The 18,161-nt window shown below is 59.9% G+C and carries 17 protein-coding genes and 2 pseudogenes; 16 read left to right on the top strand and 3 right to left on the bottom strand.

From position 1 onward, the window contains the following. Nucleotides 1–49 precede the first annotated feature (49 nt). The 3 genes from ACTNFK_RS09580 (at nt 50) to ACTNFK_RS09570 (ending at nt 2,548) form a co-directional block, all read left to right on the top strand. Nucleotides 50–571 carry a site-specific integrase gene (locus ACTNFK_RS09580; protein WP_445117154.1) on the top strand — a complete coding sequence of 174 codons (522 nt, stop codon included), beginning with the start codon at nt 50–52 and terminating at the stop codon, nt 569–571. 157 nt (nt 572–728) lie between these two features. Beyond that, nucleotides 729–1,343, top strand: coding sequence for a helix-turn-helix domain-containing protein (locus tag ACTNFK_RS09575; RefSeq protein WP_162903906.1), 615 nt, complete (start codon nt 729–731; stop codon nt 1,341–1,343). Then, on the top strand, nt 1,340–2,548 hold the full coding sequence (locus ACTNFK_RS09570) for a HipA domain-containing protein (protein WP_435936939.1): 1,209 nt from the start codon (nt 1,340–1,342) through the stop codon (nt 2,546–2,548). Before ACTNFK_RS09575 ends, ACTNFK_RS09570 begins: the two co-directional genes overlap by 4 nt. Before the next feature lie 63 nt (nt 2,549–2,611). Here ACTNFK_RS09570 and ACTNFK_RS09565 read toward each other — a convergent pair whose 3' ends face one another. Further along, on the bottom strand, nt 2,612–5,143 hold the full coding sequence (locus ACTNFK_RS09565; RefSeq protein WP_435936938.1) for a DEAD/DEAH box helicase family protein: 2,532 nt from the start codon (nt 5,141–5,143) through the stop codon (nt 2,612–2,614). A gap of 401 nt (nt 5,144–5,544) precedes the next feature. On the opposite strand from ACTNFK_RS09565, the gene ACTNFK_RS09560 reads away from it, so the two are divergent. From ACTNFK_RS09560 to ACTNFK_RS09530, 7 genes are all read left to right on the top strand, one after another. Next, on the top strand, nt 5,545–7,539 hold the full coding sequence (locus ACTNFK_RS09560; RefSeq protein ID WP_031289561.1) for an ATP-binding protein: 1,995 nt from the start codon (nt 5,545–5,547) through the stop codon (nt 7,537–7,539). Between the two features lie 560 nt (nt 7,540–8,099). Continuing rightward, nucleotides 8,100–8,354 carry a helix-turn-helix domain-containing protein gene (locus ACTNFK_RS09555; RefSeq protein ID WP_188046753.1) on the top strand — a complete coding sequence of 85 codons (255 nt, stop codon included), beginning with the start codon at nt 8,100–8,102 and terminating at the stop codon, nt 8,352–8,354. 4 nt (nt 8,355–8,358) lie between these two features. Then, the gene (locus ACTNFK_RS09550; protein WP_433646824.1) at nt 8,359–9,528 is read left to right on the top strand and encodes a tyrosine-type recombinase/integrase; all 1,170 of its coding nucleotides are present in this window, start codon (nt 8,359–8,361) and stop codon (nt 9,526–9,528) included. A 350-nt stretch (nt 9,529–9,878) separates the two neighbouring features. Beyond that, the gene (locus tag ACTNFK_RS09545) at nt 9,879–10,166 is read left to right on the top strand and encodes a type IV toxin-antitoxin system AbiEi family antitoxin domain-containing protein (RefSeq protein WP_445117153.1); all 288 of its coding nucleotides are present in this window, start codon (nt 9,879–9,881) and stop codon (nt 10,164–10,166) included. Between the two features lie 21 nt (nt 10,167–10,187). After that, nucleotides 10,188–10,838, top strand: a complete 651-nt coding sequence (locus ACTNFK_RS09540) for a hypothetical protein (RefSeq protein WP_433646826.1) — start codon at nt 10,188–10,190, stop codon at nt 10,836–10,838. Nucleotides 10,839–11,027: 189 nt separating this feature from the next. Then, nucleotides 11,028–12,113 (top strand): hypothetical protein, encoded by a 1,086-nt coding sequence (locus ACTNFK_RS09535; protein WP_433646827.1) that lies wholly within the window; start codon nt 11,028–11,030, stop codon nt 12,111–12,113. Continuing rightward, nucleotides 12,110–12,613: a GSU2403 family nucleotidyltransferase fold protein gene (locus ACTNFK_RS09530; protein ID WP_435936936.1), complete on the top strand. Its 504-nt coding sequence runs from the start codon at nt 12,110–12,112 to the stop codon at nt 12,611–12,613. The genes ACTNFK_RS09535 and ACTNFK_RS09530 overlap by 4 nt, the downstream gene beginning before the upstream one ends. On the opposite strand, the gene ACTNFK_RS09525 is transcribed toward ACTNFK_RS09530, so the two are convergent. After that, nucleotides 12,596–13,490 (bottom strand): IS5 family transposase gene (locus ACTNFK_RS09525; protein ID WP_435935979.1). Its coding sequence is split into 2 segments (ribosomal slippage): nt 12,596–13,133 and nt 13,132–13,490, totalling 897 coding nucleotides; the frame shifts between segments, so codons are not numbered across the junction. The genes ACTNFK_RS09530 and ACTNFK_RS09525 overlap by 18 nt on opposite strands. Between ACTNFK_RS09525 and ACTNFK_RS09520 the strand changes: the two genes are divergently transcribed. Continuing rightward, nucleotides 13,476–13,877, top strand: coding sequence for a hypothetical protein (locus ACTNFK_RS09520; protein ID WP_435937709.1), 402 nt, complete (start codon nt 13,476–13,478; stop codon nt 13,875–13,877). The two genes, ACTNFK_RS09525 and ACTNFK_RS09520, sit on opposite strands and share 15 nt — an antisense overlap. A 59-nt stretch (nt 13,878–13,936) precedes the next feature. Beyond that, a complete protein-coding gene (locus ACTNFK_RS09515) occupies nt 13,937–14,071 on the top strand; it encodes a hypothetical protein (RefSeq protein ID WP_433646829.1) in 135 nt (44 codons plus the stop codon). Here ACTNFK_RS09515 and ACTNFK_RS09510 read toward each other — a convergent pair. Next, a pseudogene (locus ACTNFK_RS09510) lies at nt 14,064–14,309 on the bottom strand (transposase); the annotation flags it as partial. The gene ACTNFK_RS09515 and the pseudogene ACTNFK_RS09510 overlap by 8 nt on opposite strands. 72 nt (nt 14,310–14,381) lie before the next feature. On the opposite strand from ACTNFK_RS09510, the pseudogene ACTNFK_RS09505 reads away from it, so the two are divergent. The 4 genes and pseudogenes from ACTNFK_RS09505 to ACTNFK_RS09490 form a co-directional block, all read left to right on the top strand. Then, nucleotides 14,382–15,233 (top strand): annotated as a pseudogene (locus ACTNFK_RS09505) (IS3 family transposase); the annotation flags it as partial. 133 nt (nt 15,234–15,366) lie between these two features. Beyond that, the gene (locus ACTNFK_RS09500; RefSeq protein WP_435937708.1) at nt 15,367–16,374 is read left to right on the top strand and encodes a UbiA family prenyltransferase; all 1,008 of its coding nucleotides are present in this window, start codon (nt 15,367–15,369) and stop codon (nt 16,372–16,374) included. Nucleotides 16,375–16,379: 5 nt separating this feature from the next. After that, the gene (locus tag ACTNFK_RS09495; RefSeq protein WP_435937710.1) at nt 16,380–17,882 is read left to right on the top strand and encodes a phytoene desaturase family protein; all 1,503 of its coding nucleotides are present in this window, start codon (nt 16,380–16,382) and stop codon (nt 17,880–17,882) included. A gap of 71 nt (nt 17,883–17,953) precedes the next feature. Continuing rightward, on the top strand, nt 17,954–18,124 hold the full coding sequence (locus ACTNFK_RS09490) for a hypothetical protein (protein WP_435909533.1): 171 nt from the start codon (nt 17,954–17,956) through the stop codon (nt 18,122–18,124). Nucleotides 18,125–18,161 lie beyond the last annotated feature (37 nt).

Raw genomic sequence — 18,161 nt, 5'->3', positions numbered from 1 at the left:
AGTTCCATCCTTGTATAAAGATCGGAACTCAAACCAGGCCAATTCAGAAGTGCTCCTCGGAACCTCCGTGCGCATCAGGGAAGTGCTCGCCATCCGAATCCGAGACATCGATCTTCGCGGCGCACAGCCCACCCTGCGCATCTGCGGCACCATCATCAGCAGAAAAGGCGAACCCACGCACCGACAGAACCACCCCAAGACCTCACGCTCGGTCCGCACCATCGTCCTCCCACTGTTTGCGGTGCGAGCCATCCGAGAACGACTGCGGAATCGGCTCTCCATCGACCCCAACGCACTGCTCTTCTGCAACCGCAAGGGCGGCCCGCTCACCACGAACAACGTCCGCAGACAGCTCCGCACGATCATGGACAAGGCCGGACTCAAGAAGGTCACACCGCACCGTTTTCGCCGGACAGGCGCGACAGCGATCTATGAAGCAGGCGGAATCGACCTCGCTGCCGGTCTACTCGGGCACACAGATTCGAGGATCACCGAGCAGCACTACATAGTCCGCGATGATCTTGTCGATCCAGCCACCGCATCGATGCTCGAGAACCGATTCGGGCGGTGACGGCCCCGCGAGCCACACGGTGGCCGTCCAGCACCAGCTTCCACGAGGCTCAACTCCCATCGCGTTCACAGGTGAAGGCGCGGCTCTGGCGACTGCTCCGAAGGACTCCAGTTGGTAAGGACTATGGTCATCGTATGCCCTGCGGTATAGTTGTGTCATGAAGGTCACGGAAGCTGCCACCCAGATGGGCGTTTCGCCACGCAGGGTGCGCGCGATGGCCGCCGAAGGGCGTATCCCCGCGCGCAGAGAAGGCTCGGCATGGGTGATCGAAGGTCTCGCCTCTCCGAAGGGGCGCCGAGCGCTCTCTGCGCGTTCCTGGCAGCACCTCGCGAAGGCGTTGAAACAGCGCAGTCTCGAAGGGCTCTCTGGTCAGGAACGAGCACGGACAGCGGCCCGCATCAAACAACTGCGTACTTCTGACCACCCTTCGAGGCTGTTGACCGACTGGCAACCTTCAAACGCGCCTCGCGACGTGTTCCTGGACAGTCTCGTGGCACATGCCGAGCGCAACGATGATTCCTATCTGAAACGCGCACTAGGCAGGCCTGCCGAGTACCTGCGCAGCAGCCAAGAGTTGGCGCAGATTGTGTCGTCCGAGCGCGCCATTCGCGGCGAGAGTCGACGGAGGCTAGCGGCAGCAGCAGGAGTATCTGAGGGTCTGGTGCGTGACATTGAGTCGGGCCGGCCACTGGCTTCTCCTGGGCAAGTGCGACGAGTTTTGCGCACCCTCGAGGTCAAACCGACGGCGCTTCCCAGCATGGCGCTGAAATGAGCGAACGCATTGAGGTATGGCTAGAAGGACGCCATGTCGGGCAGTTCGTGTTCGACGAGGGAGACGTGACCTTCGTCTACGACGAGGACGCACCTCCAACTCCGATTTCTCTCTCCTTGCCGCGGGATCGGCCGGCAGTGCGGAAAGCGGCGAGGAACTTTCTCGAGAATCTGTTGCCCGAGCATGAGCAGACCAGAGCACGAATGGCGAATGCATATGGAGCGAAGAGCGCCGGAGCGTTTGACCTCCTGAATGCAGCCGGTGGTGATCTTGCCGGAGGATTGGTACTTCTGCCAGAAGGAGAATCACTGCAGGATCGCCTATCCGAGTTGAGCCCGGCGCTCAAACGCGACATCGCGGACCGAATCTCGGCAATCAAACGTGACTCTTCGGACACAACGCCGAGAGATGTAGCGGCTCGCTTTTCGCTTGCCGGTGCCCAGGGCAAGTTCGCGCTTGCCTGGGTGGATGGCGATTGGTACTGGTCGAATGAGACAGTGCCATCCACTCATATCGTGAAGCCCGGCAACTCGAAGTACCGCGGCATCGAGGCGGCCGAAGTAGCTGCGATCGATCTCGCCTACTATGCCGACATCCTCGCGCCAGAATCCGAGGTTATGAGCTTTGGGGACCAGACCGCCTATGTCGTGACCCGATTCGACCGTACAGAGGAGCCAGATCAGCTTGCGCGACGACTGCATGCGGAGGACATTGCGCAGAGTCTCGGTCTGCCGCCGGAGAAGAAATATGACGTGTCGGCGGGCAAGGTTATCTCTCTCCTAAAGCCGATCGATCCTTCGGGAAAGCTCCAACGTGTGTTTCTGAGTCAGCTGATCCTCAATGTGCTCGTCGGCAATGCCGATGCGCATGCCAAGAACTACTCATTGCTCCTGCGGCCCGACGCCATCTCGTTTGCCCCGATCTACGATGTCGTGCCACTATTCCTCTACCCGGAGGTCGAGCAAGAACTCGCGATGAAGATTGGAGGTGCGCGCCGGTCTCAGGAGGTGACCCCAGCCCACTGGAGAATACTGGCTCAGAGAATCGGATTCGACGTCGACGAACTACTTGCGCGGGTTCGCGAGATCGCTGAATACGTCGGTAAGAAGAATGACCGCGTCTGGGACGCACTAGACGCGGATCAGCAGGTTCAAGCCAGAGAGTTCGTTGCTAGAAACGTAGAGCGAGCGGTCCAGATCAGCTGATGAACCACACCGCTGCTAGAGGGGTCAGTGCCCGCGAGAGGCTCTGGTTGAAATCCGTAAGGGCTACTTGCGGATCAACTTGCTATGGCTCGCAATCACCTGTTCCGCAGTGAGGCGATGGCGGGAGAGTGCCGAGGTCACCGCGTCCTCGTCTCTCCACGAAGCAGTATCGCTGAGCTCCCGTATGAAGGCCTCCACGTCGTTGCGTAGAGAGGAGAGATGACTCTCTGTGATGACGCGCGTCCCCGAGGGAACGTGGGCTTGGGGATCAAGCTCCATTGATGGATGCACCAGTACGGGAGTCGCTTTGTTCTCATCCATGTAACGGTCTTGGAACCAGGTCATAGAGGAGTGCGTGATCTGTTCGGCGTCGTCCTTGATGATTTTCGGATCGGGACGACTGGTGCCGGTCTTAAGTTCGATTACCGCGTAGTGACCAGGGGTTAGGGCCCAAAGATTGTCCGGTCCTCCATCATTCATTTCCTTCTCAGGCCGGCTTGATCCGAACCCCAGGTGGAGACCCAAGAGCCTGAACTGTTCCTCGGCGCGATCTGCTGCTTGTTCGACACCCCAGATGATGTTGTCGAAGATCGCAGATACCGACAGCTCCATTTGTCGTGCATCGGTGTACCTGCTCAGATGTGAAGTGGCGGATCTACCCTGGACCACAGGGGGCGTCAGCTGCTTATACTTGGGAGGGACAGCAGGCTTGAGCACACCCCAGTTGAGCTTCTTTGCTGCTGAGAGCGTACGTTGTGACTCCGTGGGGTTGACGAAATGTTGATAGCCAGCGAGCTCTTCCAGATACCACCCCTTCTCGAAATCATCATCGACAGAATCGATTGCGTCTCGGAGCATCTTGACTCCCGCCGCGGTATCTCCTGAAATCGCCAGGTTGAAGGCTGTACGGCGCCCGATTGCGAGTTCAGTCACCTTGCCGCCAGGTTCGTAGGTCACATCCGCAGTCGCTTCGAGGCTCTTAGCGACCCATTGCGGATCACGTCCAAGGAACATGTTCAGCAGATCGGTCATCACCGTGATTCCCTCACCCTGAATCTGGTCAGCAATCTGGAGGCTGAGTTCAATCTGAGCGCGTGTCGCCGGAGAGTAGAACTGGCGCAGACTGGTGTCGCGCAGCGTGAGAGCGACTTCACGGGTCAAGACCAATACTGCGCAGTAGTCCTCGACATCACGGATTCCTCTGCCCATGCCTTGTTCGACCCGCTGCACCTCCCGAGATTTGAACGACATGGAGCCAGTCAAGGCCGCTGCAGCCCTCTGCTCGTGGGGAGACAATGGCGTGGGGACGCCATCGATGATCAAGAGCCGGCAGGCACCCCCAGGGAGATCGACGCCGTCATACTTGTTGACCAGCACGACAACACCCAGCTGCTCACCACTCTTCATTCTTTCGATGTAAGGCCGCATGTTTTTCACATGGAGGATTAGGTCGGCGATACCGGACCACTGCTTCGCCGCGTAGTCGCTCGGTACAAGTACGACGACATTCACGGCTTCGCATTCCGCAACGCCATCTCCATCGCGATCACCATCGGCGAAGTTCCTTGCAAGGTCACGTATGGCATCAACCGACAAACGAGGATTGATCGACAACGGCGCAAGAATCAGCCTGTCGCCGAGGTCGGAGGCTTGATTCGGTGTGATTGGCTCGCGGACTGTCTTCGGATTGGCATCGAGTTCAGTGACGAGCACCCCCTCGTCTGCGAGGGTCGCGGTCAGATATACGCGGCGCTGCGCCTGGCTGAAGGCTGGGATTATCGACACATCAGGGCATGGGGTCTTGATCTCGATGCCTTTGTTGGCCACAGTGACGATTGCGAGCTTGAGAAGATCGGCCACGTATGGCCACGAGAAGAATAGCGAGGGGATTCCGGAGTCGTTGGCAATCGGTTGAACGATCCTCATCATTTCGTCGGCGCGATCGGCCACGGCCTTCGGTGGGACTCGCATCGGGGCACCAAAGTCATTCGCCTCGATTTCGGCGAACGACTTTGGGCTTTGCTCACGCAGGTCTGCTGCGAATAACTTGAGCAACTGATCGAATGCTCCGCTTGATCGTGGGATGAATGCGGTGAACAAGTCAGTTGTGGCGGCCAGGGCCGCATGAGCGTCATCAATGACGACAATGCCCAAGGGGATGACAAGCTTGACCCCACGAACCCCGAACGCGCTTCGACCGTTGAGGAGCTTATGGAAGGTGGTTACGAGTATTGACTGCGAGGACCGGAACGACTCGTCATCCATATCGGTCGTGACCGGGATCTGTGCCTCGTTTGCCTCGCTCACGACCTGTCGGATGAGGAAGCTGTCAGGAACCAGGAATACTGCGGGACCAACACCTTCATGCAGGCTGGATTGGGCGATCAGAAGCCCAGTGAGCGTCTTCCCGCCGCCAGTGTTCTGCTTTAGGACAAGATCAGAATGGTGGCGCCGTTCGTACCATTTCTCGAGAACTTCATTCTGCTCTGGTCGAAGGCGAGGCCATTTGCGCCCCTGAAGAGAGGCGTAGATCTCGCGAGGTCGCGTAAGTTTGGCACCCTTGCTCGGGTTGATCTCATTCCAACGAATCACCACGGTTCCAACTTACCGGCAGCCCCCTTCTGCGAGGACAGCGAGTGCATGCAAATCGACCGCGATGACAGTGCAGGAAACGAGCCGAGCTTCCCAGAGGTGAGGTCACCATCCTTGCGCTCACCACAATGGGAGTGAAAGGTCGGCGCTCCCGAGAACAAAATAGACCACAAGAGCGGCCAACGTCAGAGCAGCGATGCGAGGCGCAGACAGGAACGTTTGAGCAGAGAAAGCTCCGGCCAGATGGGGTCTGATTCCGATTCCGGCTGCCTTGGGACAGGAATGTCAGTGGTGGAGAGCACCATCTGTGTGTGGCGGAGTTGCGCACCACGGTCGGGGCGTTGCATTGAGATTCACTGACGAGGCGAGCGGGTGAAACTGATATGACTACTACAGTGAGTCTCGTGAGGGACCTTCCACTTTCTGCCGGAGTCGATCTGGTAACGCGTCTCGCGCGAGAGCGTGACCCGGTGCGCGCCGTTGTCGAGCTGATCTGGAATGCGCTCGATGCTGAAGCAGATAACGTCCGTGTCGTTCTCGAATGCTCCGCGATGGACGCAGTCGAGAGCGTTTCCGTTGAGGACGACGGGCATGGGATTACCTCGGACGAAGTCGCCTCAACATTTGGTCGGATTGGTGGCTCGTGGAAGGCGCTAGCCACCAAGACGAAGAATGACAAGCGTGGGCTGCACGGCAAGCTTGGCGAGGGCCGCCTGCGAGCCTTTGCGCTGGGTTCACGTGTGACCTGGGCTAGCGAGAGCGTCAACGCTGCTGGCGAGCGTGAGCATGTTGTCATCGAGGGCGCGAAAGAACGTTCCGAACCGTTCAGTTGGGAGGCTTCTCCGTCTAACGCAACGAAGACTGGAACACTCGTTACTGCAGTCAACGAGCAGGATCGAAGCTTGAACTCGCTGATGAGCGATGCCACGGTATCCACTCTCACCTCGCACTTCGCGCCGATTCTTCTTAACGATGATGCGGTCACGATCGTATTCGATGGCGTCAAGCTGAATCCGGCTGATGAGATCCTTGACGACACGACACTGGTGGTGCCCCTAGACACGATCCCCGACACGACTGTGTTGATCCGGATCATCGAGTGGAGAACTGGGAAACATCGTGCTGTGTACTTCGGAGAAGACTCCGAACGTTTCGTCGTAGAGACTTCCGGTGCTGAGCTTGAGCCACAGGCTGCGTTTTCCGCCTACGTCACCTGGCCTGGGTTCGACCCTGATTCGCTCGCTGTGCTCGGACTCACCGACATGGCCCCGGACCCAGCGGGAGCCGTCTGGCGCGCTACGCGCTCGGCGGTGAAAGACCACTTCGCGTCTCGTCGTCGCGCGCGTCGACGCGACCAGATCGAGGACTGGAAATCGAAGGGTGTGTACCCATACGAGAAAGCTCCTAGTACCGAGGCGGAGAAAGCGGAGCGCGCAGTCTTCGACATTGTCTCGAGCGCTCTCGTGCCACAGATCCCGAAGCGCAAGGATGGGGCGCAACTCACACTCAACCTTCTGCGCGATGCGCTGAAGACCGACCCGGAGAACCTGGCCGTGCTGGTTAGCGAGTTCGTTGCCCTCAGCGAACAAGATCGCCATGCGCTCACGAAGCTTCTCAGCGAAACGACGCTCGCGGGTGTGATCCGGAGTGCCAACCTCGTAACCAGCCGAAGCAAGTTCCTCGCGGGACTGGAGCATCTGCTGTTTGACCCCGAAGACTCCCAGAAGGTGGGAGAACGAGACCACCTTCACAAGATGCTCGAACACGAGTTATGGATCTTCGGCGAGGAGTACCACTTCATGAACAGCGAACGTGGACTCACCCAGATGCTACGAACCCATCTCAAGCTCGAAGGGCTTCCCGCAAGTAAGGTCGAACCAGTTAAACGCTGGGACGGGAAGAGCGGACGCGTGGATCTGCACGTAGCCGCGAAGTCCCAACAGCATGACCGTGTGCGGCACCTCGTCGTCGAACTCAAAGCGCCCGACATCGTGGCTGGACGAACAGAGCGCGACCAGATCGAGGACTACGTGAACGTCGTGGTCACGGCTCCAGCATTTGCGAGCGAGCGGGCAAGCTGGGACTTTGTCCTCGTCGTCACGGACTATGACGAAGTGATCGAGAACTCTTTCAAGAGTGACGATCGAGAGCGAGGGCTCGTATTCGAGCCGGACACGAAACCCGGGCGACCGACGGTGCGGGCCTACGTTCGTCGCTGGCGAGATCTCATCGATGAGAACAAACGACGCCTCGACTTCGTGACCGAATCGCTTGAGTTCGACCCCTCGCTGGCAGAAGGCCTCGACTTCATCCGCGCCGAGTACGCCGAAATGCTGCCGGACGATGTGGCATCTCCAGAAGACTCAGGCGCCGAGCCGATCGATTCGCAGCTGGTCTGAGGCACCTGAATCAATTGGGTCGATCTAGTTGCCAACACCCTGCAGCAGGTGGAATCTTTGACGCGTTGTGCAACGCATGCGGCCCCGAGGCGCAGGTCGAACGGGGCCCGGGTGCTCGATCGTCTGCCTGCGCGGGTAGGCAGAGGAGACTGAAGGCAACTCCAGTTAGCTGCCATAAACTCACCAGAAACCTCGTTATTGCAGTCCCTTGGGTCGCGAAGTTAGTGGGCCAATCTAGTGGTCAACTTCCTGCAAAGCATGAAATCTATGACACGCTCTGCAACGTGAGAACGGGAAAGACCCCGGTCAAATGGGGTAAATGGGTCAGCTTCTTGCCTGGGGGTCAAGGGGTCGCAGGTTCAAATCCTGTCAGCCCGACCAAAAAATCGCGGAAACTCAAGGGTTTCCGCGATTTTTTCGTTGGTGAGATTTGATCCGGCCATCTAATACCCATCTAAAACCCCTACTGAAACACCTTCTGACCAGTGCTTTGCTCGGTTCGCAAAGGTCGCTTGCGGGTGGTTTCGATTGCTTCGGGGCGTGTGGCGCACCTGGTCTGCATGACCAGCTCAACTTCGCTTCCGCTACCTCTGCCCGACTTGCCGCCTCTGCTCGATATCCGCGAGCTGTCGGCCTATCTCGGCGTGCCTGTCTCGACCATTTACGACTGGCGCTCGCGGGGCATCGGTCCGCGTGCGTACCGCTTCGGCAAACACCTCAAGTTCGCCGTCACGGACGTGACCGAGTGGATCGAAGCGCAGCGCGACCCCGCGCCGTCTTCACAGTCTTTGCCGCCTCAATTGCCTCGACGGTGACGCTGTGAGCCGCCCGCGCCTGACGATCGGCACCTACGGCGAGATCACGACCCGTCGTCGCCCGAGCGGGCGCATCGAAGCTCGCGCCCGCTACCGGGACTGGGATGGTGCCACCCGCCTCGTGCAGGCGAGCGGCGACACTGCAGCCGCTGCAACGCACGCGCTCAAGGCCAAGTGCGTCGACCGCAATCTGATTGCACCGAGTGCAGGCTTGCTCACGTCTGACAGCCCGTTCCCTGATCTGGTCGCGTACTGGCTCGAAGATATCGAGTTGGAGGATCGGCTCGCAACGGCCACCCGGCAACTGTATGAACGCGATATGCGCACGCTCGTACTGCCCGCATTCAAGGATCTGACGTTGCGCGAAATCGGAGTGGCCCGGTGTGACCAGTTCTTGAAGCGGCTCGCGAAGGATTCGTGCTCGAAGGCGAAGCATGCGCGCGTTGTGCTGCGACTCGCGCTCGCGTTGGCGGTGCGACACGAGGTGCTGCTGCGCAACCCCGTCGATCACGTTGCGCGGTTGCATCGCGACGTACGGATTCCCGACGCCTTCACGCCCGAGGAAATCACCGCAATCCGTGCGGCGATTGCGTATTGGGAAGCCGGACGCGACGTCTCGGGGCCGAAGCCCGACGGGCAACTCGGTGCAATCATCGAGGTCATGCTCGGCACGTCCGCGCGCATCGGCGAGGTGCTCGCGATCCGCCGACGGGATATTGATCTGAGCGTGCCGTCCGTACGAATCACTGGAACGATCATCAGCCCGAAAGGCGAACCGACGACGCGACAGGATCACCCGAAGACCGCGCGATCGCGACGCACGATTCAACTTCCTGGGTTTGCCGCGACGGCCGTGCAGTTTCGATTGAAGCAACTCGACACGATCGACCCCGACGCACTGCTATTCTGCTCGCGCGGAGGCACTCCGCTGACGACGAACAATGTGCGCCGCCAACTCCGCCATGTCATGAACCTGGCAGAGATTGAGGGCGTGACTCCGCACAAGTTCCGCCGCACTGTCGCGACCACGATCAACGAAAGCGCGGGTGTCGAATTGGCATCTCAGCTGCTTGGGCATACCGACCCGGCAATCACGATCAAGCACTACATCCGCCGCAACGAGACCGTCGACCCCACGACTGCGGGCCTGCTGGAAAAGGCGTTCGGATCATGATCAGTATTTTGGGTGGAAGATTTACCTCGCGAAACGAAACGTACTCAGATAACATTAGCTGTGTACGAAACGTATCAGGAGGTGATTACGTGAAAGCTCTAAGGCCAAAGGCTGCCGCCGAGAAGCGAAGTGCCTTGTACCGGGGGCATGCTGAGGGGCGGTGGGACCGCATCGGCCGAGGCATCTACTTGCCCGCAGACGCACCCGCGATCGATTGGGATCAGCTTGAAGCCGCAACCCGACGACCGGAAGCGACAATTTGTCTACTTTCTGCTCTCGCTCGCTACGACCTCACCGATCCGATTCCAGACGCCCTGGACGTCGCAATACCACGCGGAATGCGTACACCAATGACCGAGAGTGCAATTTGCTGGCATCGCTTCGATGCGGCGACGTTCAAGCTTGGGCGAGACGAGATCTTGATTCCGGGCAGCTCGCAGCACATCGGTTTGTACAGTGCAGAGCGCACGATTGTCGACTGCTTCCGCCTTCGATCGACTGTCGGGTACGAAGTAGTTCGCGACGCAACCAAAGAATGGCTCCGCCGCGGCGGCAAGCCCGCCGAGCTGATGGCATTCGCCACACAACTCCCTCGAGCTAAAGCCCCGCTCCTGCAAACCTTGGAGGTAATCACGTGACCGGCGGGGGGTTGTAACGCTGTGGTGGGCTTCGGCGCACTGATCCGCACCGCGCTGGCGGAGCTGGTTGCACGGAGGCCGGTGTTCCACTCAGAAGCTGACTTCCAGCATGAGCTCGCAGTGCAGATCGCGCGGCTTGACCGGGGCGTGGAACTGCGGTTAGAGCGGCCGGTGCGGGTGCCTGGAGCACGACCGATCAACCTCGACATCCTTCTACGCCGCGGCGATGTGCAGTACGCGCTCGAACTCAAATACATCACCGCAAGGCTTGAGGTGAGCGTCGGTGACGAAGAGTTCATGCTGAGGTCGCAGTCGGCCCAGGATCTGCGTCGCTATGACATCCTCAAGGATGTCATGCGAGTCGAAACGCTCATCGAAGCTGGTGTCGTCGCAGGTGGTATGTCCGTCACTATCACCAACGACCGTGGGATGTGGAGCGAGACCAGGAAGATCGGCCCCATCGACGAAGCCTTCCGGCTGCATCACGGCCGTACCGTCACCGGGAACCTTGCATGGGGTGCGCACGCCGCGGCTGGTACTGTTCGCGGTCGAGAATCGGCACTCGTGTTAGGCGGCAGCTACACGCTCGAGTGGGCGGCGTACTCGCGGGTCGATGCGCAGCGAAACGGGGAGTTTCGCATGCTCATCGCCGAGGTCGGGGCGGGGCGATAGGGCATCATGTCAGCACTCGGCCGCAGTCCGGGTCGGCTGAGTGCTGTGCAGCATTCTTGCGTTCGTGAAACCCCTCGTCTCCGCAAGCAGCGGAATCTATTAGTTTTCAGAACGCTATGATACGATGTTCTGAAAATGGCGTGATTCCGCTGACGTTGGAACGTCATAGTTATCAGAACGAGGTGAAGTATGAACCGTGACGAGCCTAAATCAGAGCGCGAAATCCTACGACGCGCCATCGAAGCTATCTCCAAGCGCTTGCCCACCGGGTGGTTACTTGAGGAACAGTATGACGTGGTCGGCGCGAACGATCTTCGAGCCGATGCAGCGCTTGCAATCGTCGCGCCTGACGGTGCGAACACGCGACTGGTTCTAGAAGCAAAGCGAATGGTCGAACGCCGAGATGTCGGCGTTATTGCCGACAGGCTAGAAAGCTTGGCGGGCATCGACGGCAGGCCCGTCTTGGTCGCAAAGTACCTCACAACGCAAGTGCGCGCCGACCTGACCGAAAAGGGCATTGGGTATGTCGATGCGACTGGGAATCTACTCATAACTGCCGGGCAACCGGCGATCTTCCTTGCTGATCGTGGCGAGGATCGCGACCCATGGCGGGGCACGGGTCGCCCACGGGGCACGTTGCGTGGTGACCCCGCTGCGCGGGTTGCGCGCGCTCTCCTGGACTTCGATCGCAAGTGGCGCATACGCGACCTTATCGACACCTCAAGCGCGTCGACCGGCGCTACTTACCGGGTGCTCGAATACTTGCAGCAAGAGGGACTTGCGGAGCGCGACGACGACGGCACAGTGCGAGTGCCTGACTGGCGACGCTTGCTCGAAGCCTGGGCAGAAGATGCCGCATTCTTGTCCACGAACCGTACTGTTAAGTGCATTGAACCGCGAGGAACCGAAGCGTTCCTGGGGAAGCTGCGCGAAACAAAGAGCATGCGCTATGCCGTAACAAGTTCTGCTGCCGCCGCCGAATGGGCTCCTTACGCACCAGCTCGCGTCATCTACGTGTACGTCGACTCTGTCGAGGAGGCCTCCAAAGAATGGAACCTTCGCTCGAGCGAGTCGTCTCCGAACGTCATTCTGGTGGAGCCGCGTAAGCCCAATGATGTCGCGTTCGACCGGGTAGCCGAGTCCCAGCGAGGATTCGCCATCGCGGCCCCGGCACAGGTTGCGGTCGATCTGTGGAACGGGCCGGGCCGTAACCCTTCAGAAGCGCAGGAACTGCTTGCGTGGATGTCGGCGAACGAGAGCGAGTGGCGCAAATGACCGACCCAGAGGTCGTAAAGGCGCGGCACGCCTTGCTAGATGCATTAGACGCGCTCGGCTCACATAAAGAGGCTGTCATCCTTGTTGGCGCACAGGCGATCTACCTGCACACCGGAAGCGCCGAAGTCGCACTTGCCGAGTTCACGACCGACGCCGACCTCGCTATCGATCCCGAACTTCTCACTGATCACCCGCTGATCGAGGCAGCGATGACCACGGCAGGATTCAGCCCCGATCCTGATCCATCAGCACTTGGAACCTGGCGGTCGCGCGACGGCGTACCAGTAGATCTGCTCGTTCCCGACGCCGTTGCAGGCGCAGGTCGACGATCAGCCGAACTGCCACCCCATGGAAAGCAGGCCATGCGTCGAGCAGTGGGCCTTGAAGCCGTGCTCAAAGACAATGCACCGATGCTGATCTCAGCACTCGATCCGGCTGATGCGCGATCGTTCACGATCAGAGTTGCCGGTCCAGCCGCGTTGCTAGGGCGTGTTGATTAACTCTGTGTTGATCCAGATCAGGATCGATGCCAACGCCACACCCGCACGATAGTTCCGTGCGAGTTTGTCATACCGCATCGCGATACCGCGCCACTGCTTCAACTTGTTGAAGCACCGCTCGACCACGTTCCGCCCCCGATAGCGTCGCTGCTGTTCCTCGCCGAACTCGATCGGTCGGCCCGGCCGCTTGCTGCGGTGCTTGATCTGATCGGCACGCTCAGGAATTGTTGCTGCGATTCCGCGCGCACGCAGCCATGCCCGGTTCGCCCGCGAGGGGTACCCCTTGTCGGCGAGCACACGGTCCGGGCGGGAACGCGCACGTCCTCGTTCTCGTGGCACCCGGATATCGTCCAGCGTTGCAGCGAACATCGTGGTGTCGTTCACGTTCCCCGCGGTCACGACCATCCCCAGTGGTCGGCCTTTCCCGTCCGCGACCAGGTGCACCTTTGTTGTGAGGCCTCCACGCGATCGCCCGATCGCGTGGTCGTCAGGCTCCGCGAGCGGATTCTTGTAATTCGACAGATCCCTTTTTTAGGCGCGGCAATGTCGCACCGTGCTGATGCACGCGCGCGATCGTCGAATCGATCGACACGACCCAGTCGATCGCCCCGAGCCGATCAGCTTGCTTCTGCACCTCAGCGAGCATCCGCTCCCAGGTGCCATCCTCCGCCCACCTCGTGAAGCGTTTGTAGATCGTGTTCCACCTCCCGAACCGTTCTGGAACGTCCCGCCAGGGGGCACCGGTCCGATATTTCCATGTCATGCCCTCGACTGCGAGCCGGTGATTCGACCATGGGCGAGAACGCCCATCAGGAACCGGCATCAATGGCTCGAGCACCGCCCACACTTCATCAGGGATCTCTTGACGTATTGCCATGGGTCAAGTTTCCCCGACGAGCACCTCAGAAGACTTGATCAACACGCCCTAGTCGCAAAGACGCACAAGGTAGCTGAGCGCATCAACAGCCCAAAGCGATGGGACGCAAAGGACGCGCACGACATCTATCGACTCCTCCGAGCCATCGACACACACGTGCTGGTCGCCTCGCTAAAGGTGCTTGCCAGCGACCCGATCGCGGCGTCCGTCACGAAAGCTGCTATCGATTCGCTTCGCGACCTCTTCGCTGCAGGTGACGACGCGCCGGGGTCACGGTTCGCGGGGCAAGCCGAAGAGTTCATTGGAGACCCAGCCCAAGTCGCACTCGCGGTAAGCATTCTCGCCCAAGACCTGATAACCAGTCTCGATGCAGGAAGTGCCGAATAGGATCCATCCCATGCATCGTCATATGCCCGCTTCATATTCGGCTTAGCCCGGATTCACCGATGAGTCTTGGGCGGGGCAAGCTTGAATGCTCGGCGCGCGGTGACGTGTCAGGGGCAGGGGTGAACCCCGGGCGTCGCATCCCGGTCGTCCACTTTCTCCTCGGTCGTGCCGCGGTCGCGGCGATGGTCAGCTGATGGGGACTGGTGGCGGCGCATGTGTCGCGGTGAAGATGCTTACGAACGCTGCCTGCCATGGCCAGGCCTCCGGCAAGTGCAGTGTGATCCGACGCGCAGAGCACGCTAACCGTGCAGGCACTGAGATGAGAGTGCGGCGGATCGTCGCGGTCGTCGCTTTCGCGAGGCGTCCCGTGCGGTCGGCGATCACGCCGGCAGCACGTGTGAGGTTGAACGCGATCACGGCAAGAACCAGCCAAGGGTCTGCTGTCGGTTTTGTTGAGTCCAAGACTGCATAGCTTTTCGGGGCTGTGCTGGAAGGATGATGATCATGCCGATCAAGTACAGCGAGGAATTCAAGCGTGACGCTGTCGCGCTCGTGGAGTCCGGTATCGCGCAGAAAACCGTGTGTAAGGACCTCGGGATCTCGAAGTCAGCGCTCGGCGCGTGGGTGCAGGATTCCAGGTTCAAGACCTTTGGGATGACCCCATCGAAGGACCCTGACGAGCAACGCGAAATGCGGGCTGCGTTGAAGCGTATCCGGGAGCTCGAGATGGAGAACGAGGTGCTCAGGCGTGCGGCAGCGTACCTGTCGCAGGTGCACATCACACCCCCAAAATGATTTACCCGCACTAATCGTGAGATGGCCGCGACCGGTGCCCGTGTCAGGGTGCCGGTCGCGGTGGCGTGCCGGGTGCTCGGGTTCAGTGAGCAGGCGTACTACCAGTGGCTAAAACGCCCAGTGTCAGCTCGTGAAGCCGAAGAGCAACACCTAATCGGGGTGCTGCGAAAGCTGCATATCGATGACCCCGAGGGAGGGTACCGGGTCCTCGCCGATGACCTCCAAGATCTGGGGTACGAGGTCTCGGAACGTCGGGTATGGCGTCTGTGCAAGGTTGCTGGCATCCAGTCGGTCATTACGAAGCGCAAGCGCCGTTACCGGCGGGCTGGGGCGCCGGTGGGTGATGATCTGGTGCAGCGTGATTTCACTGCGAGTGGGCTTGACGAGAAGTGGCTCGTGGACATCACCGAGCATTGGACCGGTGAAGGTCGCCTGTATATGTGCGCGTTCAAGGACGTGTGTTCGAACCGGATCGTGGGGTACGCGATCGATACGCGAATGAAGGCGTCACTCGCGGTTCGTGCGCTGCAGAACGCCGTCATGCAGCGCGGGTACCCGCAGCTGGCAGTGAGTGATTAACGGACACTCCGGGGGCGAAGTTGGCCTCGCTCGTGACCGAGGAATGCTGCGGCTAGAAAGGGAGGGGGACCTCCAAAAGGGGGTTACCGACCGAAACAGGTGGATACGGCCGGGCATGTCACCCTCTGCCAGCCCAGCCCAGCCCAGCCCAGCCCTGCCGTTGCGTAGCCAGTCCGCTGATCCACACCGCAAGCTGATCGACGAGCTCGCCCTCGGCAAGAAGATGGAGAAGACCCTGCGCGCTTCAGACGAGTGGGCAGCGTCTAGGGTTATGACTGTGCTCAAGCGACTTGTAGTGGTATCCCGACCTGTGCTGTGGATCAACACCATCGGAACCACGATGATCGCAGTGTGGTTGACCGGCGAACTGTGGCGGTGGGATGCCATTTGGTTGCTGCTCTGGGTGACGCTGCCATTCAACCTGCTGATCTACGGCATCAACGACATTTTTGATCAGGAGACCGACAACATCAACATCCGCAAGGGCGGATTTGGTGGTGCAAAGATTGCTCCGCGTGAGGTTGCCTGGATCGCCTGGGGTGTGGCGGTGACGAACATCCCGTTCCTGATCTTTTTCGGCCTGAACTACTCGCTCGAAGCGAACCTATGGATCTGGGCCTACACTCTTTTCTTCCTCCTCTATTCTGCGCCCCCTGCGCGTTTCAAAGGCCGGCCGTTTCTCGATTCAATCAGCAACGCCGACTACGCATTTCCGCTCGCGTTTGTGCCACTCGCGCTCGGGTATGAACCCGTCTGGTTGGCGCTGTTTGGGCTGATGGCGTGGAGTCTGGCGAAACACACCTACGACGCCATACAAGACATCGAGGAAGACAGCTTTGTGAATATCACCACCACGGCGGTCTTCCTGGGCGCGAAGAAATCGCTCGTCTACGTCTCGTTTTGGTGGCTCGTCTCGAGCGTGTTCTTCGCGTTCATTAACATTCCTCTTGCGGTAGCCAACATCGCATACGCCGCCTGGCTAGTCTGGTTGATCAACCGCGATGACACCCCGGAAACTGCGAAAAGGGTCTACAAGTACTCAGTCGCGTATCCCTACGTGGTGGGCTCGGTTGCGGGCGCGCAGTTGATGATCGCTATTTTCTTCGGCTGGATCACCCCGTGAGCGCGATGGGGGAGCGCCCTCACGCTACGCCCAAGCGCATCGTCATTGTGGGCGCGGGACTCGGCGGTCTCTCCGCGGCAGCGCTCCTGGCACAGGCGGGGCATCGCGTTACGGTTCTGGAGAAGAACTCGTGGGTAGGGGGTAAGTCTCGTCGTATCGAGGTTGGGGGTCAACGCATCGATACGGGCCCTTCTCTCGTCACCTTTCCAGGGGTCATCAGGGAGCTATTTCGCCGCTACGATCAGCTCGGTGCCCAAACGGGTGATGCGGATCATGATCGCCTCTCCGCCGAACACATCGCTCACCTCACCTTCGAACGGCTCCCTGAACTGGGCAGGTATTTCTTTCGCGATGAAGTTGTGGATCTGCCGGTGCAGGCCGGGCATGCGTGGTCTGATGCCTGGAAACGCTTCGACCGCGAACACGGCTCACTCAGCCCAGAAATCGTGGAGCTCCTGACCTCTGATCCCTTCGACGTAAAAACTCTGTCGTCGGTGACGACGCTCACACGGCGATACGGGCGGAGACTCTCAACCAGCTCGTATCTATCGGCTCTCGAGTGGATGCCCGACGAGCTCAAAGAAGTCATCGCGATTCACACGCTCAACGCCGGGATTGCCCCGCAGCGCACGCTCGCCCTGTACGCAACCATGCCCGCGGTGATGGCGCGTGAGGGAATCTTCGTGCCGCAGGGAGGTGTCTACGAACTGGCCCTTGCCCTGGAGCGGCTCGCAACGCAAGCCGGGGCGACCATTCACACGGATACTGACGTCACTGTAATCACCAAACACCGGGTGATGACCCGATCGGGCAACTATCCAGCAGACGTGGTGGTCGGCGCGGCTGACGCTCAGGTCATCGACAAGCTCGCTGGGAACCGCGTGCACTCACCGAAACGAGTCTCATGCTCGGGCGTTGCCGTATTCGCGGTGCTCGATGAACCGCTGCCGAGCGGCACGGTGACGCACTCGGTGATTATGCCGAGAGACCCGGGTGAGCTGCATCGCTCGCTCGATGCCACGCAGGAACCACACGAGACCATGGCGTTCGTGAACTACTACAAACCGGGACACATCTACCCGAACGCCAAAGCCACTGCGGCTCTGCTGCTCACCGCACCCGCGAACGGCAAGCATTACGATCTGAATTCAACGTTCGTTCAGCGAGAGCTCGCCCGGATCAGCGCCATGATGGGGCTCGAGCGTGGCCTCGCCGATCGCATCGTCGCCCACAAGATTCTCGACCCCGACTACTTCTCTCACTTTGGCGCCGCAGGCGGGGCGTTGTACGGTGCGACGAGACCGCTGTGGCAGGGGGGACCGTTCCATCGTCCTGGCTATTCCTCGCTTTCGAAACCGTGGTTGTGGAGGGTGGGTGCATCGGTGCATCCTGGAGGAGGCATTCCCGCGGTGCTTGGCGGTGCCATGAACTCCGTCGGGCGGCTGCTGAAGAAAATCGGCACTGCTGCTGATGAGAGGAAACACGACGATGAAAGCGCAGCTCAATAATTTGGCTCCTTTCCTTGGCTGGTCAGCGGTTGAGTGCTTACGCTGGGCTATTACCGACCGAAGGGATTCTCATGTCTCTCTCCCCTGAACGCTTCCCACAGAAACACGTTCCCACTGCGGAGGAACATTCCGTCCCAGAAATCGAGATGGACCAGACCGTCGCGCCGCGTCCCGAGGAAGAGATTGCCGACTCCGTGCGGGCGGAACCTGACCTCGAGGATCACAGTCTTCATCCTGAGTGATGAGGCACCGCGCTCGGGGCACACTTGCGATAATGGG

This window comes from Leucobacter fengyongliangi, assembly GCF_052386045.1.
Note: the sequence above shows the minus strand (reverse complement) of the source record. Positions and strands in the feature narration are given on the sequence as shown.

Bases quoted from the DNA above. Each gene is read 5' to 3' on its own strand.
- ACTNFK_RS09575 (WP_162903906.1), top strand. From the start codon at position 729: ATGAAGGTCACGGAAGCTGCCACCCAGATGGGCGTTTCGCCACGCAGG.
- ACTNFK_RS09570 (WP_435936939.1), top strand. From the start codon at position 1,340: ATGAGCGAACGCATTGAGGTATGGCTAGAAGGACGCCATGTCGGGCAG.
- ACTNFK_RS09555 (WP_188046753.1), top strand. From the start codon at position 8,100: ATGACCAGCTCAACTTCGCTTCCGCTACCTCTGCCCGACTTGCCGCCT.
- ACTNFK_RS09545 (WP_445117153.1), top strand. From the start codon at position 9,879: ATGACCGAGAGTGCAATTTGCTGGCATCGCTTCGATGCGGCGACGTTC.
- ACTNFK_RS09535 (WP_433646827.1), top strand. From the start codon at position 11,028: ATGAACCGTGACGAGCCTAAATCAGAGCGCGAAATCCTACGACGCGCC.
- ACTNFK_RS09530 (WP_435936936.1), top strand. From the start codon at position 12,110: ATGACCGACCCAGAGGTCGTAAAGGCGCGGCACGCCTTGCTAGATGCA.
- ACTNFK_RS09515 (WP_433646829.1), top strand. From the start codon at position 13,937: ATGAGTCTTGGGCGGGGCAAGCTTGAATGCTCGGCGCGCGGTGACGTG.
- ACTNFK_RS09500 (WP_435937708.1), top strand. From the start codon at position 15,367: ATGTCACCCTCTGCCAGCCCAGCCCAGCCCAGCCCAGCCCTGCCGTTG.
- ACTNFK_RS09495 (WP_435937710.1), top strand. From the start codon at position 16,380: ATGGGGGAGCGCCCTCACGCTACGCCCAAGCGCATCGTCATTGTGGGC.
- ACTNFK_RS09490 (WP_435909533.1), top strand. From the start codon at position 17,954: ATGTCTCTCTCCCCTGAACGCTTCCCACAGAAACACGTTCCCACTGCG.